Source organism: Serratia sp. Ae19-1, from assembly GCF_059801225.1.
This window is the reverse complement of the sequence record NZ_JBCHWD010000006.1, coordinates 294,473-307,148: the sequence shown is the minus strand read 5'-3', so window position 1 is coordinate 307,148 and position 12,676 is coordinate 294,473. Positions and strand designations below refer to the sequence as shown.

Annotated in this window: 12 protein-coding genes and 3 tRNA genes; 11 read left to right on the top strand and 4 right to left on the bottom strand. The window is 57.8% G+C overall.

Going from position 1 to position 12,676, the window contains the following annotated elements; translation table 11 throughout:
- The first annotated feature begins 137 nt into the window (after positions 1 to 137).
- Both AAIE04_RS18800 and sodB read left to right on the top strand, forming a co-directional pair.
- Positions 138 to 956, top strand: a complete 819-nt coding sequence (locus tag AAIE04_RS18800; protein WP_019455988.1) for a C40 family peptidase — start codon at positions 138 to 140, stop codon at positions 954 to 956.
- A gap of 198 nt (positions 957 to 1,154) precedes the next feature.
- Entirely contained in the window at positions 1,155 to 1,733 is a 579-nt protein-coding gene (sodB, locus tag AAIE04_RS18795) for a superoxide dismutase [Fe] (RefSeq protein ID WP_004931333.1), read from the top strand.
- A gap of 62 nt (positions 1,734 to 1,795) precedes the next feature.
- Here the strand turns inward: sodB and cydH are convergent, their stop codons facing one another.
- A complete protein-coding gene (gene cydH, locus AAIE04_RS18790) occupies positions 1,796 to 1,885 on the bottom strand; it encodes a cytochrome bd-I oxidase subunit CydH (protein WP_019455989.1) in 90 nt (29 codons plus the stop codon).
- A gap of 324 nt (positions 1,886 to 2,209) precedes the next feature.
- Here cydH and purR point away from each other — a divergent pair, with 324 nt between their 5' ends.
- Positions 2,210 to 3,235: an HTH-type transcriptional repressor PurR gene (purR, locus tag AAIE04_RS18785; protein WP_019455990.1), complete on the top strand. Its 1,026-nt coding sequence runs from the start codon at positions 2,210 to 2,212 to the stop codon at positions 3,233 to 3,235.
- On the opposite strand, the gene punR is transcribed toward purR, so the two are convergent.
- Complete coding sequence (punR, locus tag AAIE04_RS18780; protein ID WP_498577511.1) at positions 3,232 to 4,176, bottom strand: DNA-binding transcriptional activator PunR; 945 nt, start codon at positions 4,174 to 4,176, stop codon at positions 3,232 to 3,234. The two genes, purR and punR, sit on opposite strands and share 4 nt — an antisense overlap.
- Positions 4,177 to 4,299: 123 nt before the next feature.
- On the opposite strand from punR, the gene punC reads away from it, so the two are divergent.
- Positions 4,300 to 5,511 carry a purine nucleoside transporter PunC gene (punC, locus tag AAIE04_RS18775; protein ID WP_063919362.1) on the top strand — a complete coding sequence of 404 codons (1,212 nt, stop codon included), beginning with the start codon at positions 4,300 to 4,302 and terminating at the stop codon, positions 5,509 to 5,511.
- Between the two features lie 342 nt (positions 5,512 to 5,853).
- On the top strand, positions 5,854 to 7,005 hold the full coding sequence (gene cfa / locus AAIE04_RS18770) for a cyclopropane fatty acyl phospholipid synthase (protein ID WP_019455993.1): 1,152 nt from the start codon (positions 5,854 to 5,856) through the stop codon (positions 7,003 to 7,005).
- Positions 7,006 to 7,078: 73 nt separating this feature from the next.
- Here the strand turns inward: cfa and AAIE04_RS18765 are convergent, their stop codons facing one another.
- Both AAIE04_RS18765 and AAIE04_RS18760 read right to left on the bottom strand, forming a co-directional pair.
- The gene (locus AAIE04_RS18765; protein WP_063919361.1) at positions 7,079 to 7,372 is read right to left on the bottom strand and encodes an I78 family peptidase inhibitor; all 294 of its coding nucleotides are present in this window, start codon (positions 7,370 to 7,372) and stop codon (positions 7,079 to 7,081) included.
- 54 nt (positions 7,373 to 7,426) lie between these two features.
- Entirely contained in the window at positions 7,427 to 8,077 is a 651-nt protein-coding gene (locus tag AAIE04_RS18760; RefSeq protein ID WP_016927930.1) for a riboflavin synthase, read from the bottom strand.
- A 238-nt stretch (positions 8,078 to 8,315) separates the two neighbouring features.
- Between AAIE04_RS18760 and AAIE04_RS18755 the strand changes: the two genes are divergently transcribed.
- The 6 genes from AAIE04_RS18755 to pykF all read left to right on the top strand — a co-directional run bounded on the left by AAIE04_RS18755 (position 8,316) and on the right by pykF (position 12,379).
- Entirely contained in the window at positions 8,316 to 9,692 is a 1,377-nt protein-coding gene (locus AAIE04_RS18755; protein ID WP_025159704.1) for an MATE family efflux transporter, read from the top strand.
- A gap of 182 nt (positions 9,693 to 9,874) precedes the next feature.
- Positions 9,875 to 9,951 (top strand) — tRNA-Val (locus AAIE04_RS18750).
- 20 nt (positions 9,952 to 9,971) lie between these two features.
- Positions 9,972 to 10,048, top strand: a tRNA-Val gene (locus AAIE04_RS18745).
- Between the two features lie 20 nt (positions 10,049 to 10,068).
- Positions 10,069 to 10,145: transfer RNA gene (locus AAIE04_RS18740), tRNA-Val, on the top strand.
- A gap of 122 nt (positions 10,146 to 10,267) precedes the next feature.
- On the top strand, positions 10,268 to 10,573 hold the full coding sequence (locus AAIE04_RS18735) for a cupin domain-containing protein (RefSeq protein WP_498577510.1): 306 nt from the start codon (positions 10,268 to 10,270) through the stop codon (positions 10,571 to 10,573).
- A gap of 393 nt (positions 10,574 to 10,966) precedes the next feature.
- Positions 10,967 to 12,379: a pyruvate kinase PykF gene (pykF, locus tag AAIE04_RS18730; protein WP_063919359.1), complete on the top strand. Its 1,413-nt coding sequence runs from the start codon at positions 10,967 to 10,969 to the stop codon at positions 12,377 to 12,379.
- Positions 12,380 to 12,676: the final 297 nt, after the last annotated feature.

Here is a 12,676-nt window from a genome sequence, read left to right as displayed (position 1 = left end):
ACCAAAAAAAATGTCATTAACGTTTTCTCACAATATGGATTATTATTTCTGAGTTCTTCGCTGTTTTATATGGCGAAATTCGGGAATACTGTAACTCTTTCGATATCCGTTTCGGGGCCAAGGTTGGTGACGTCGACATGCGTTTAATTCTTACGCTCTTTGCGCTGCTGTTTACGCAGCTCTTCTTCAATTTGGCGCACGCTGCGCCACAGGCGCGTATTGCCGCCGAGCAGCGTAAAAGCCATGCCAATGAAGCGCGGCCCGATGACCGCAGAAAAAAGAAAGCGGATAAAGCCGCCAAGAAAGCCAAAGTGACGGCTCCCGAGAAAAAAACCAAGACCGCCAAGGCCAAAAGCGAGAAAAGCGCGAAAAAGATCGTCAGCGCCAAACCCAAGGCCAAAGCGCAGAAAACCGCCAAGATTAAAGTCACCCCGCCGAAAAAGGGCTACAAAAAAGGCTATGGCCGCCACCGCGAAGCCGGCATGGCCACCGCCAAGCTGGCGCGTGAAGAAAAGCCGTTGAAACTCAGCCCGGCGCACAAGAAACGCTACCAGCACGCCAAACAGACCGCGATGGCCAAGCTGATGGGCCAGATGGGCAAACCTTACCGCTGGGGCGGCAGCTCGCCGCGCACCGGCTTCGACTGCAGCGGCCTCATCTATTACGCCTATAAAGACGTGGTGAAAATCAAGATGCCGCGCACCGCCAACGAGATGTATCACCTGCGTGACGCGGCGCCTATCAAGAAAAGCGAGCTGGAAAGCGGCGATCTGGTGTTCTTCCGCATCAACAACCGCGGCGTGGCGGACCACGTCGGCGTCTACCTCGGCAACGGCAAATTCATCCAGTCGCCACGCACCGGCGAAGAGATCCGCATCAGCCAGCTCGACAACGACTATTGGCAGAACCACTACATCGGCGCACGCCGCGTAGTGACGCCGAAAACCATTCGTTAATTTCCCGCTCTGCGCGGTTGCGGCCCGGTCGCAACCGCCTGCTCAAGCTATCGCCCATCGCACTTCCCCACGCGCATTTCTCGCTTTTCCTCCTGTTTTTTATGATGAAAATTGTTAAGATTGAATGACCACAATAAAAAACGGCCCATCCGGCTCTCGCCCCGGCGGGAAGCACATGGCGCTGTAAAGGAGGAAGCAATGTCGTTTGAATTACCTGCATTACCGTATGAGAAAAACGCGCTCGAGCCGCACATCTCCGCCGAAACCCTGGAATACCACTACGGCAAACACCACAACACCTACGTGGTTAACCTGAACAACCTGGTGAAAGGCAGCGAGTTCGAGGGCAAATCGCTCGAAGAGATCATCAAGACCTCTAACGGCGGCGTGTTCAACAACGCGGCGCAGGTGTGGAACCACACCTTCTACTGGCACTGCCTGTCGCCACAGGGCGGCGGTGAACCGCAGGGCGAACTGGCGGCGGCGATCGTCAAGTCCTTCGGCTCTTTCGCTGCGTTCAAAGAGCAGTTCACCGATGCCGCCGTGAAAAACTTCGGCGCCGGCTGGACCTGGCTGGTGAAAAAACCGGACGGCGCGCTGGCGATCGTCAACACCTCTAACGCGGCAACCCCGCTGACCGGTGAAGACAAACCGCTGCTGACCGTTGACGTGTGGGAACACGCGTATTACATCGATTACCGCAATGCGCGTCCAAAATACCTGGAAAACTTCTGGGCGTTGGTCAACTGGACCTTCGCAGCGGAAAACCTGGCGTAAGCACCGGTTTCTGATGTGACGAGGCGCAGCCAGGCTGCGCCTTTTTTAGCGCCGGAGGGAAATCAGTTCAACGCGGCAACGAAGCTGAAAGCGATAATGACCGCCAGCGCGCAAACGGTGGTGAACAGCGACATCTTCAATTCGGTATCCATGACAACTCCTTTAAAATGGGCTTTCCTAAGGATAAAAGGCGTACAATTAGTACGTCAAATCATTTTCCCACAGTTCGCCGATAAAATCTTGTTATCATTTCCCGGTTTATAATATCGATTACCTCTTCCACTTTTGCTCAATATGCGACAAAATTCGCAGTTCACAACTGCGTACCGGCATCCATGCCCCTCCTGATTAAGCGCTGAAGACTTCAACACACTAAAAACTCAGTTTTCGCTTCTCTGGAGAAGGATCTACGTAGGCAAACGATTAACATCACACTTACATGCTGTAAACATGTGAGTTCAGGAGTCATTCCTTACATGGCAACGATTAAAGATGTGGCCAAACGCGCGGGCGTTTCCACCACCACCGTTTCGCACGTCATCAATAAGACTCGTTTCGTCGCCGAAGAGACCAAAGCGGCCGTGTGGGCCGCCATCAAAGAACTGCACTACTCGCCGAGCGCCGTGGCGCGCAGCCTGAAAGTCAATCACACCAAGTCGATCGGCCTGCTGGCCACCTCGAGTGAAGCCCCCTACTTCGCCGAAGTGATCGAAGCGGTGGAAAACAGTTGCTACAGCAAAGGCTACACCCTGATCCTGTGCAACTCGCACAACAACCTGGACAAACAGCGCGCCTACCTGGCGATGCTGGCGCAAAAGCGCGTCGACGGCCTGCTGGTGATGTGTTCCGAATACCCGGATCAGCTGCTGGGCATGCTGGAAGACTACCGTAACATCCCGATGGTGGTGATGGACTGGGGTGCGGCGCGCGGCGACTTCACCGACACCATCATCGATAACGCCTTCGAAGGCGGCTATCTGGCCGGCCGTTACCTGATAGAACGCGGCCACCGCGATATCGGCGCCATCCCAGGCCAGCTGTCGCGCAATACCGGCGGCGGCCGTCATCAGGGCTTTATGAAGGCGCTGCAGGAAGCGCAGATCGACATTCGCGAAGAGTGGATCGTGCAGGGCGACTTCGAGCCGGAATCCGGTTACAAGGCGATGCACCAGATCCTGTCGCAAAAACAGCGGCCGACTGCGGTATTCTGCGGCGGCGACATCATGGCGATGGGCGCCATCTGCGCCGCCGACGAACTGGGGCTGCGGGTGCCGCAGGATATTTCCGTGATCGGCTACGACAACGTGCGCAACGCCCGCTACTTCACCCCGGCGCTGACCACCATTCATCAGCCGAAAGAACGCCTGGGCGAAATGGCCTTCACCATGCTGCTGGATCGCATCATCAGCAAGCGCGAAGAGTCGCAGGTGATCGAAGTGCATCCGAAGCTGGTCGAACGCCGCTCGGTCGCCGACGGTCCGTTCATCGACTACCGCCGCTAATCCCCTGAGCCGGAAGCCTGCACGGCTTCCGGTGCCGCCTCGCTCAGCCACTCCTGATTCAGCGTCTCCCCATCGCCCAGATACGCCAGTAGCCAACTCATCGCCGGTGACGGTTTATCCTGCTGCCAGGTCAGGCAGCAAGGGCTGGCTGGAAACGGCTGCTGCAGCTGCAACGCCTTCAGCTCACCGCGCTGCACCAGCGGCAGCGCCCGATGTGCCGGCATCATGCCGACGCACAGCCCGGCGCACAAACAGTCGAGCGCCGACGTCCAGTCCGGCACCACCAGCCGCCGCTGGTTATCCAGCGTCCAGGTGACGCGCTTGGGCAAATTGCGCGAGGTGTCCTCCAGGCAGAGCGAAGGGTACGGCCGCAACTGATCGTCGTGCAGCGGCCCCGCCAGCTGCGCCAGCGGGTGTTGCGGGCTGACTACGCACAGCCAGTTCATATAGCCCATGTCGCGGAAGGCAAAACCGCCGCCGACCGGCACTGCACGCGTGGCGCCGATCGCCATGTCCGCCCTGCCGTCCGCCAGCGCATCCCAGACGCCGTTGAACACCTCGGGTTGCAGCATCAACTCGACGTCGGGGAAATGGCGATAGAAATCCAGCACCAGCTGGCGGCTGCGCTGCGGTTTGACGATGATATCTACCGCGATATTCAGCTGGCCGCGCCAACCGTTGGCCACCTGCTGACAGTGGCGGCGGGTGTCGAGCATTTTTTTGATAACAGCTCGCGCATCCTTGATAAACAGCGCGCCGGCCGGCGTCAGCTCCACATCGCGGTGACGCCGCTCAAACAGCGGCACCGCCAGCCATTGCTCCAGCTGCCGCACGGTATAACTCACCGCCGACGGCACCCGGTGCAGCTCCTGCGCCGCCGCGCTGAAACTGCCGGTGCGCGCTACCGCGTCGGCGACTTCAAGTGAATATTCAGACCACATCGCTTTGCCTTCAATTTTTTTAACAGCACTTTGCAAATATTACCGTTTCACAAGCAGAGATCCAGCCGGATACACTGGCCGGCGCTAAAAACCTGCGACACTAAAATATTAACGAGAAATACCATGCGAAATTCTTTTGGCTTTATGTTCTACCTCGCCGGCCTGAGCATGTTGGGTTATCTGGCGACCGATATGTATCTGCCTGCCTTCGGCGCCATGCGCGAAGAACTGCAAATCTCCGCCGGCGCCGTGAGCGCCAGCCTGAGCATCTTCCTGGCCGGCTTCGCCTTCGCGCAGCTGCTGTGGGGGCCGCTCTCCGATCGCCTGGGGCGTAAACCGGTATTATTGATTGGCCTGACGCTGTTCGCCCTCGGCTGCCTCGGCATGCTGTGGGTGGAAAACGCCCTGCAGCTGTGGATCCTGCGCTTTATTCAGGCCGTCGGCGTCTGTTCCGCCACCGCCATCTGGCAAGCGCTGGTGGTCGACCGTTACCGCGAAGGTCAGGCCAACCGCGTGTTCGCCACCATTATGCCGCTGGTGGCACTGTCACCGGCGCTGGCGCCGCTGCTTGGCGCCTGGCTGCTGAACCACGCCAGCTGGCGGGCGATCTTCGCCGCGCTGTTGGTGATCACCGCGCTGCTGCTGCTGCCGACGTTGATGCTCAAAGAGCGCGCCAAAACGCAACCCGCCGCCGACGCGCCGAAAAACGGCGTCAGCTTCTGGCAACTGTTGAAATCTCCGGTGTTCAGCGGCAACGTCGCGATGTACGCCGCCTGCTCGGCCGGTTTCTTCGCCTGGCTGACCGGTTCGCCGTTCATCCTCGGCGATATGGGCTATAGCCCGAGCGACATCGGTCTGAGCTATGTGCCGCAAACGCTGGCCTTCCTGCTGGGCGGCTACGGCTGCCGCGCCGCGCTCAAGCGCATCAATGGCAAAACTCTGCTGCCGTGGCTGCTGGTAGCTTATGGTGTCAGCATGGTGGCGCTGTATCTGGTGGCGACGCTGACCTCTCCGACGCTCACCACGCTGCTGATTCCATTCTGCGTGATGGCGCTGGTCAATGGCGCCGGCTACCCGATCATGGTGGCGAATGCGCTGATGCCGTTCCCGGAAAGCAGCGGCAAAGCCGCCGCGCTGCAAAATACGCTGCAGCTGGGGCTGTGTTTTGTGGCGAGCATGCTGGTATCGGCGTTTATTGCCCAGCCGCTGTTGGCGACGGTGACGGTAATGGTGTCTACGGTGATTCTGGCCGCGCTGGGGTATTTCCTGCAGCGGGGGAAAACGGCCGATGCGCAGCAAAAGGCGCAGCGGGAACATGCTAACTCAGCGTCATAATTGCCAAACTTAATAATCACTTAAAGAATATGCGTGCCGAGTGCGATTTACAGTTGAGTCGACGCCTCGGCACGCCTATACTCAAAAACAACCTTTTAAAGTAACACCTTATAATCTTTATATCTCAATTAGCGCTTGTGTACGCGTCTTGCGTCACACTCTTTTTAAGGATGCGTTCATCTCGCGCCATTTGCGCCGGGTAGCTTCTTAAAATTTCCTCTGTTCATAGTCGGATATCAGACGCCGCGGGCCTATTTTCCGCCGGTAAACGTATGCACCCGCAGAAATTGTCTAAGCTGTTTCCTAACGGGTCATCAGTCAGAAGAAGGTGATGGAGAAGCTATGAGTTCATCGTGTATAGAAGATCTGAGTATCCAGGACAATCAGTGGTACCGTATCGCGCATGAAATGCTCGGCCTGGCCGGCATTGAAATCAACGGTTCGCGCCCCTTCGATATTCAGGTTAAAAACCCCGAATTCTTTAAACGCGTGTTGCAGCAAGGCTCGTTGGGCCTGGGCGAAAGCTATATGGACGGCTGGTGGGAGTGTGAGCGGCTGGATATGTTCTTCCAGCGCGTGGTTAGCGCCGGGCTGGAGAAAAAACTCCCCCACCACCTGAAAGATACCCTGCGTATCGCCGCCGCGCGCCTGACCAATCTGCAATCGAAAAAGCGCGCCTGGATCGTCGGCAAAGAGCATTACGATCTCGGCAACGATCTGTTTACCCTGATGCTCGATCCTTACATGCAATATTCCTGCGGCTACTGGAAAGACGCCACCACGCTGGAAGAGGCGCAGGAAGCGAAGCTGCGGATGATCTGCGAGAAACTGCAGCTGCAGCCGGGCATGCGCTTGCTGGACATCGGCTGCGGTTGGGGCGGCCTCTCCGCCTACGCGGCGAAAAACTACGGCGTGTCGGTGGTTGGCGTGACCATTTCCGCCGAACAGCAGAAGCTGGCTCAGGCGCGCTGCGCCGGACTCGATGTGCAGATCCTGCTGCAGGATTACCGCGACCTGCATCAGCAGTTCGATCGCATCGTCTCGGTCGGCATGTTCGAGCACGTCGGGCCGAAAAACTACCGCACCTATTTCAACGTGGTAGAGCGCAATCTGGTGCCGCACGGGCTGTTCCTGCTGCACACCATCGGCTCCAACAAGACCGACATGAACGTCGATCCGTGGATCAACAAATATATCTTCCCGAACGGCTGTCTGCCGTCGGTGAGCCATATCGCCGAGGCCAGCGAAGGCCACTTCGTGATGGAAGATTGGCACAACATCGGCGCCGATTACGACCGCACGCTGATGGCCTGGTTCGAGCGTTTCAAACAGGCGTGGCCACAGCTCGCCGAGCGCTATTCCGAGCGCTTCGAGCGGATGTTCAGTTATTACCTGAACGCCTGTGCCGGTGCGTTCCGGGCGCGCGATCTGCAGCTCTGGCAGGTGGTGTTCAGCCCGAAAGGCGTTGAAGGCGGGATTCGCGTCTCCCGCTGAACGCTTTCCCGATAAAAAAAGCCCCGGCAACAACATCGCCGGGGCTTTTTTTTGCGCTTTCGGACCCTGCGGGTTAACCGCAGTAAACGCGAATAATTTTATCGTTGCTATCGCCAAGGAAGTTCAGACGGCGCAGGTTGAAATCCATGGTAACGGCGGAGTTATACGGAATGGCTCGCACTTTGGATTCGATCCGTACGCCTTCCAGCGAAGTCATCGGCTTGCCGACGTAGTTTTGATACTGCGAAGCGCCGCAGGTATCGTCCGCATCGGCCATTTGCGCGCCGGCGCCCTGCTCAGGTGAACTGCTGCAGGCGCTCAGCGCCAGCAACGCGGTTAACAACAACGTTTTCCCATAAAACTTCACGCGTTTCTCCTCTCTGCTTATGATTCGATTCCGGCGGCAACGCCAGAATCGCGGTCAGTCTTTGTGCGCCGGCGCCATCGCCGCCGCCAGCGTCGCTTCGCGATTGGCCAACACGCGCTCGACGGTGTCCACCACCGCCTGGGTTTGCGGATCGATCTCGATGTTCACCTTGTCGCCCAGACGTTTTTTACCCAGCGTGGTGCGATCCAACGTTTCCGGGATCAGGTGCACGCAAAAACGGTTATTCACCACTTCGCCGATGGTCAGGCTAATGCCGTCGATGCCGATGAAGCCTTTGTGCAGCACATATTTCATCAATTCCGCGTTCGGCATGCGCAGCCATACCTGGCGGTTATTTTCCGACGTATAAATTTTGGCCACTTCCGCCGTGCAGATAATATGGCCGGACATCAAATGCCCGCCAATTTCATCATTGAATTTTGCCGCGCGCTCAATATTGACGATGTCGCCCAACGCCAAATCGCCAAGGTTGGTCAGGCGCAGCGTTTCCTTGATCAAATCGAAGCTGACGCGGTTGCCTTCCACCGCGGTCACGGTCAGACAGCAGCCGTTATGGGCCACTGACGCGCCCAGCTCCAGCCCCGGCAGCAGTTCTGCAGGCATCTCGATCACGTGGGTGCGGAAATTGGGTTTCTCATCAATGGCGACCAGCGGCGCGGTGCCTTGTACGATACCGGTGAACATATGTGCCTCTTCTTGCTAAATAGGTTAAAACGCTTCCGGCAGTTTGCCCCAGTTGGCGCGGAAAACCAAATCCGCAGCGGCAAAAATCGGCTGCCTGCGCATTTAATAACTATTTATCTGCGGCGTTTGCTTAACGACGCCGAGCAGGTACAATCTTTTTGACAAAATTCCGCTATTTTAATTGTTGTCCTCTCGCGGCAGCCCTCCCTCCCACATATATAAATAGAAAGGTGTATGCGTGCAGAAGTACTTAATTGAAGCGCGTAGTTTATTGGCTCTCGCTATCCCGGTCATCATCGCGCAAATATCGCAAACCGCCATGGGCGTGGTCGATACCATCATGGCCGGCGCTTACAGCGCCACCGACATGGCGGCCGTCGCGGTCGGTACCTCGATCTGGCTGCCGGCCATTCTGTTCGGCCACGGCCTGCTGCTGGCCCTGACCCCGGTTATCGCCCAGCTCAACGGCGCCGGGCGGCGCGATCGCATCGCCCACCAGGTGCGTCAGGGCTTCTGGCTGGCCTCCGGCGTCTCGCTGCTGTTGATCGTCGTGCTGTATAACTGCAAGTTCGTCATCGACATGATGCACAACATCGATCCGCAGCTGGCGGACAAGGCCGTCGGCTACCTGCACGCCATCATGTGGGGTGCGCCGGGCTACCTGTTCTTCCAGGTGATGCGCAACCAGTGCGAAGGGCTGTCCAAAACCAAGCCCGGCATGGTGATCGGCTTCCTCGGCCTGTTGGTGAATATCCCGATCAACTACATTTTCATCTACGGCAAGTTCGGCATGCCGGAGTTGGGCGGCGTCGGCTGCGGCGTCGCCACCGGCAGCGTCTACTGGATCATGTTCCTGATGATGCGCTGGTACGTGAAGCGCGCGCCGTCGCAGCGCGATATCAAACGCCAGGCCGGCGATCTCGGCGGCCCGGACTGGGCGGCGCTGAAGCGCCTGATCGGCATCGGCATGCCGGTGGCGCTGGCGCTGTTCTTCGAAGTCACGCTGTTCGCCGTGGTGGCGCTGCTGGTTTCGCCGCTGGGGATCGTCGCGGTCGCCGGCCACCAGATCGCGCTTAACTTCAGCGCGCTGATGTTCGTGCTGCCGTTGTCGCTGGGCGTCGGCGCCACCATTCGCGTCGGTTACCGTCTGGGGGAAGGTTCGGTCGAAGGCGCGCGCGTCGCCGCTTACTCCGCCATCGGCGTCGGCATCACCATGGCCGTCTGCACCGCACTGTTTACCGCCACCTTCCGCGAGCCTATCGCCCTGCTGTACAACGACAGCCCGGCGGTGGTGGCGATGGCTTCGCAGCTGATGCTGCTGGCGGCGCTGTACCAAATCTCGGATTCTATTCAGGTGATTGGCAGCGGCGTGCTGCGCGGCTATAAAGATACCCGCGCGATCTTTTTCATCACCTTCATCGCTTATTGGGTATTGGGCCTGCCGAGCGGCTATCTGCTGGCGCTGACCGATGTGGTGGTGCCGGCGATGGGGCCGAGCGGCTTCTGGATCGGCTTTATCATCGGTCTGACCTTCGCCGCCATCATGATGGCGCTGCGCATGCGCTGGCTGCAGAAACAGCCGACCACCGTCATCCTGCAGCGATCCACACGCTGAACCCACAGCCCGGCCGGTTTCCTCCCCGGTCGGGCTGCGGTTTGCGGAAAAAAACGCCGGACTGCGCACAACCTCAGCAATCGCGTGAAATACCGAATAAAATTGCGCTTTTCCCCTTGCCAGCGCGCGGGTAGCTCGTTAATATTCGTCCCCGCTGTCAGCCATGACAGACAGGAAAAGATGCGTCCGTAGCTCAGTTGGTTAGAGCACCACCTTGACATGGTGGGGGTCGGTGGTTCGAGTCCACTCGGACGCACCAAATTCCTGAAGCAGTACAGTGCGTCCGTAGCTCAGTTGGTTAGAGCACCACCTTGACATGGTGGGGGTCGGTGGTTCGAGTCCACTCGGACGCACCAAATTTCAGAAGCAGTGCAGTGCGTCCGTAGCTCAGTTGGTTAGAGCACCACCTTGACATGGTGGGGGTCGGTGGTTCGAGTCCACTCGGACGCACCATATTGCTGATTCATCTCTCCCCCTGTCGCGTTATACTTCTCATTGTTTCGTCTCTGCCCGACCGCCCGAGTCTTTCATGTCGTTCGCGTCGCGCCACCGCCATCAGCTATCAGGAACGCCACATGACCACTTTCACCGCCAAAACCGCCTTTTTACCGCTCGACAATGGCCTTGCCCGCCGGGAAGGCGTGATGAGCGACGGTGCGCCGGCGACGGAAGTGCGGTTCGAGGCCGGCGCCTTTGGCCAACTGCAAAAGCCCCCGCACGCGCTGCAAACCCGAGTGATGTCCGGTGAATTCGAGTTCACGCTCGGCGGCGACACGCGAGTGGTGCGGGCCGGCGAGAGCCTGACCCTGCCGGCCAACGTCGCCAGCGGCTGCTTCTGCCTGAGCGCCGGCGTGCTGCTGGAAATCCCGCAAACGCGCTAAGCCGTATTTACAGCAAGGTTATTTGCGCAACAAGCGGCCCGCAACCTGTTGCATTTGCGCCACATTTGCCCGCGTTTTGACATATCCGCCGCGCCGCCGCGGTTTTTTATTTTGTTTCCCGCCGCTTAGCCTTTATAATGCGCAACGTCTATCAGTTGAATGGTTTCAGCCCTTGATCTGCGAAAACGCAATAACAACACGATTTGATCTTACCCCGTTGCGCAGCCTCCTCGCGCCCCCGCGCGGGCTGAATTTTTCCGCCCCACTTCAACTGTCGTCACCTATCCTTAACTATGTTTTTCACCACCAGGCACGGCCCAAATTCCCTACCGGCGTCAACCGCGCCGGTCAAATTCGTTTTTTTATCCATCACAACTTGTAGAAAACTCCGCCATGAAAAAGACCAAAATTGTTTGTACCATCGGTCCAAAAACCGAATCGGAAGAAATGCTGACCAACCTGCTCAATGCGGGCATGAACGTGATGCGTCTCAACTTCTCTCACGGCGACTATGAAGAGCACGGCAACCGCATCAAAAACATGCGCGCCGTGATGGCGAAAACCGGTATCAACGCCGGCATCCTGCTGGATACCAAAGGCCCGGAAATTCGCACCATGAAGCTGGAAGGCGGCAAAGACGCCTCGCTGGTCGCCGGCCAAACCTTCACCTTCACCACTGACCAGAGCGTGATCGGCAACAGCGAGCGCGTGGCGGTCACCTACGCCGGCTTCGCCGCTGACCTGAAGATCGGCAACACCGTGCTGGTTGACGACGGCCTGATCGGCATGGAAGTCACCAACGTGACCGAGAACGAAGTCATCTGTAAGGTGCTGAACAACGGCGATCTGGGCGAGAACAAAGGCGTTAACCTGCCGGGCGTGTCCATCCAGCTGCCTGCGCTGGCCGAGAAAGACAAACGCGACCTGATCTTCGGCTGCGAGCAAGGCGTCGACTTCGTAGCGGCGTCCTTCATCCGTAAACGCTCTGACGTGCTGGAGATCCGCGAGCACCTGAAAGCCCACGGCGGCGAGCAGATCCAGATCATCTCCAAGATCGAAAACCAGGAAGGCTTGAACAACTTCGACGAAATCCTCGAAGCGTCAGACGGCATCATGGTTGCCCGTGGCGATCTGGGCGTGGAGATCCCGGTAGAAGAAGTGATCTTCGCCCAGAAGATGATGATCGAAAAATGCAACCGCGCACGTAAAGTGGTGATCACCGCTACCCAGATGCTCGATTCCATGATCAAGAACCCGCGCCCTACCCGTGCGGAAGCCGGCGACGTCGCCAACGCCATCCTGGACGGCACCGACGCCGTCATGCTGTCCGGCGAGAGCGCCAAGGGCAAATACCCGCTGGAAGCGGTCAACATCATGGCGACTATCTGCGAGCGCACCGATCGCGTGATGCCAAGCCGCATCGACACCCTGAACGATCGCCGCAAGCTGCGCATCACCGAAGCGGTGTGCCGCGGTGCGGTTGAAACCGCCGAGAAACTGGACGCGCCACTGATCGTCGTCGCCACCAGCGGCGGCAAATCAGCGAAATCCGTGCGTAAATACTTCCCTAACGCAGTGATCCTGGCGCTGACCACCAACCAGACCACCGCGCATCAGCTGGTGCTGAGCAAGGGCGTCATCCCGCAGATGGTCAAGGAAATCGCCTCCACCGACGACTTCTACCGCATCGGTAAAGAAGCCGCGCTGGCCAGCGGCCTGGCGCAGAAAGGCGACGTCGTGGTGATGGTTTCCGGCGCGCTGGTGCCGAGCGGCACCACCAACACTGCCTCGGTGCACGTGCTGTAATATAAAACGTGACATAATTGCCTTGATCAAAACGCCGCTTTGCGGCGTTTTTTTTATCGGCAGTAACCTATTTTTCTCAAAACGCAACTGCGAATCGCTCATTATTTAGCTAATAACAAATCGGAGTTGTCCCATGGAAGCCGGCTGTTTTCCCTCGTTTTTTTAACTAATTTGTAAAACCAGATGCAAGTTTGAGCGAACGATCAAAATAAAGCACCTCAAGACTAAAAAATTATTCTCTTTCGAAAAAAGTTTGTGTAATACTTGTAACGCTACATGGAGATTAACTCAATCTAG

Excerpts from the sequence above, each read along its gene's own strand:
- AAIE04_RS18760 (WP_016927930.1), bottom strand. The coding sequence starts at position 8,077 with ATGTTCACCGGTATCGTACAAGGCACCGCGCCGCTGGTCGCCATTGAT.
- AAIE04_RS18800 (WP_019455988.1), top strand. The coding sequence starts at position 138 with ATGCGTTTAATTCTTACGCTCTTTGCGCTGCTGTTTACGCAGCTCTTC.
- AAIE04_RS18735 (WP_498577510.1), top strand. The coding sequence starts at position 10,268 with ATGACCACTTTCACCGCCAAAACCGCCTTTTTACCGCTCGACAATGGC.
- purR (WP_019455990.1), top strand. The coding sequence starts at position 2,210 with ATGGCAACGATTAAAGATGTGGCCAAACGCGCGGGCGTTTCCACCACC.
- sodB (WP_004931333.1), top strand. The coding sequence starts at position 1,155 with ATGTCGTTTGAATTACCTGCATTACCGTATGAGAAAAACGCGCTCGAG.
- pykF (WP_063919359.1), top strand. The coding sequence starts at position 10,967 with ATGAAAAAGACCAAAATTGTTTGTACCATCGGTCCAAAAACCGAATCG.
- cydH (WP_019455989.1), bottom strand. The coding sequence starts at position 1,885 with ATGGATACCGAATTGAAGATGTCGCTGTTCACCACCGTTTGCGCGCTG.
- cfa (WP_019455993.1), top strand. The coding sequence starts at position 5,854 with ATGAGTTCATCGTGTATAGAAGATCTGAGTATCCAGGACAATCAGTGG.
- punR (WP_498577511.1), bottom strand. The coding sequence starts at position 4,176 with ATGTGGTCTGAATATTCACTTGAAGTCGCCGACGCGGTAGCGCGCACC.
- punC (WP_063919362.1), top strand. The coding sequence starts at position 4,300 with ATGCGAAATTCTTTTGGCTTTATGTTCTACCTCGCCGGCCTGAGCATG.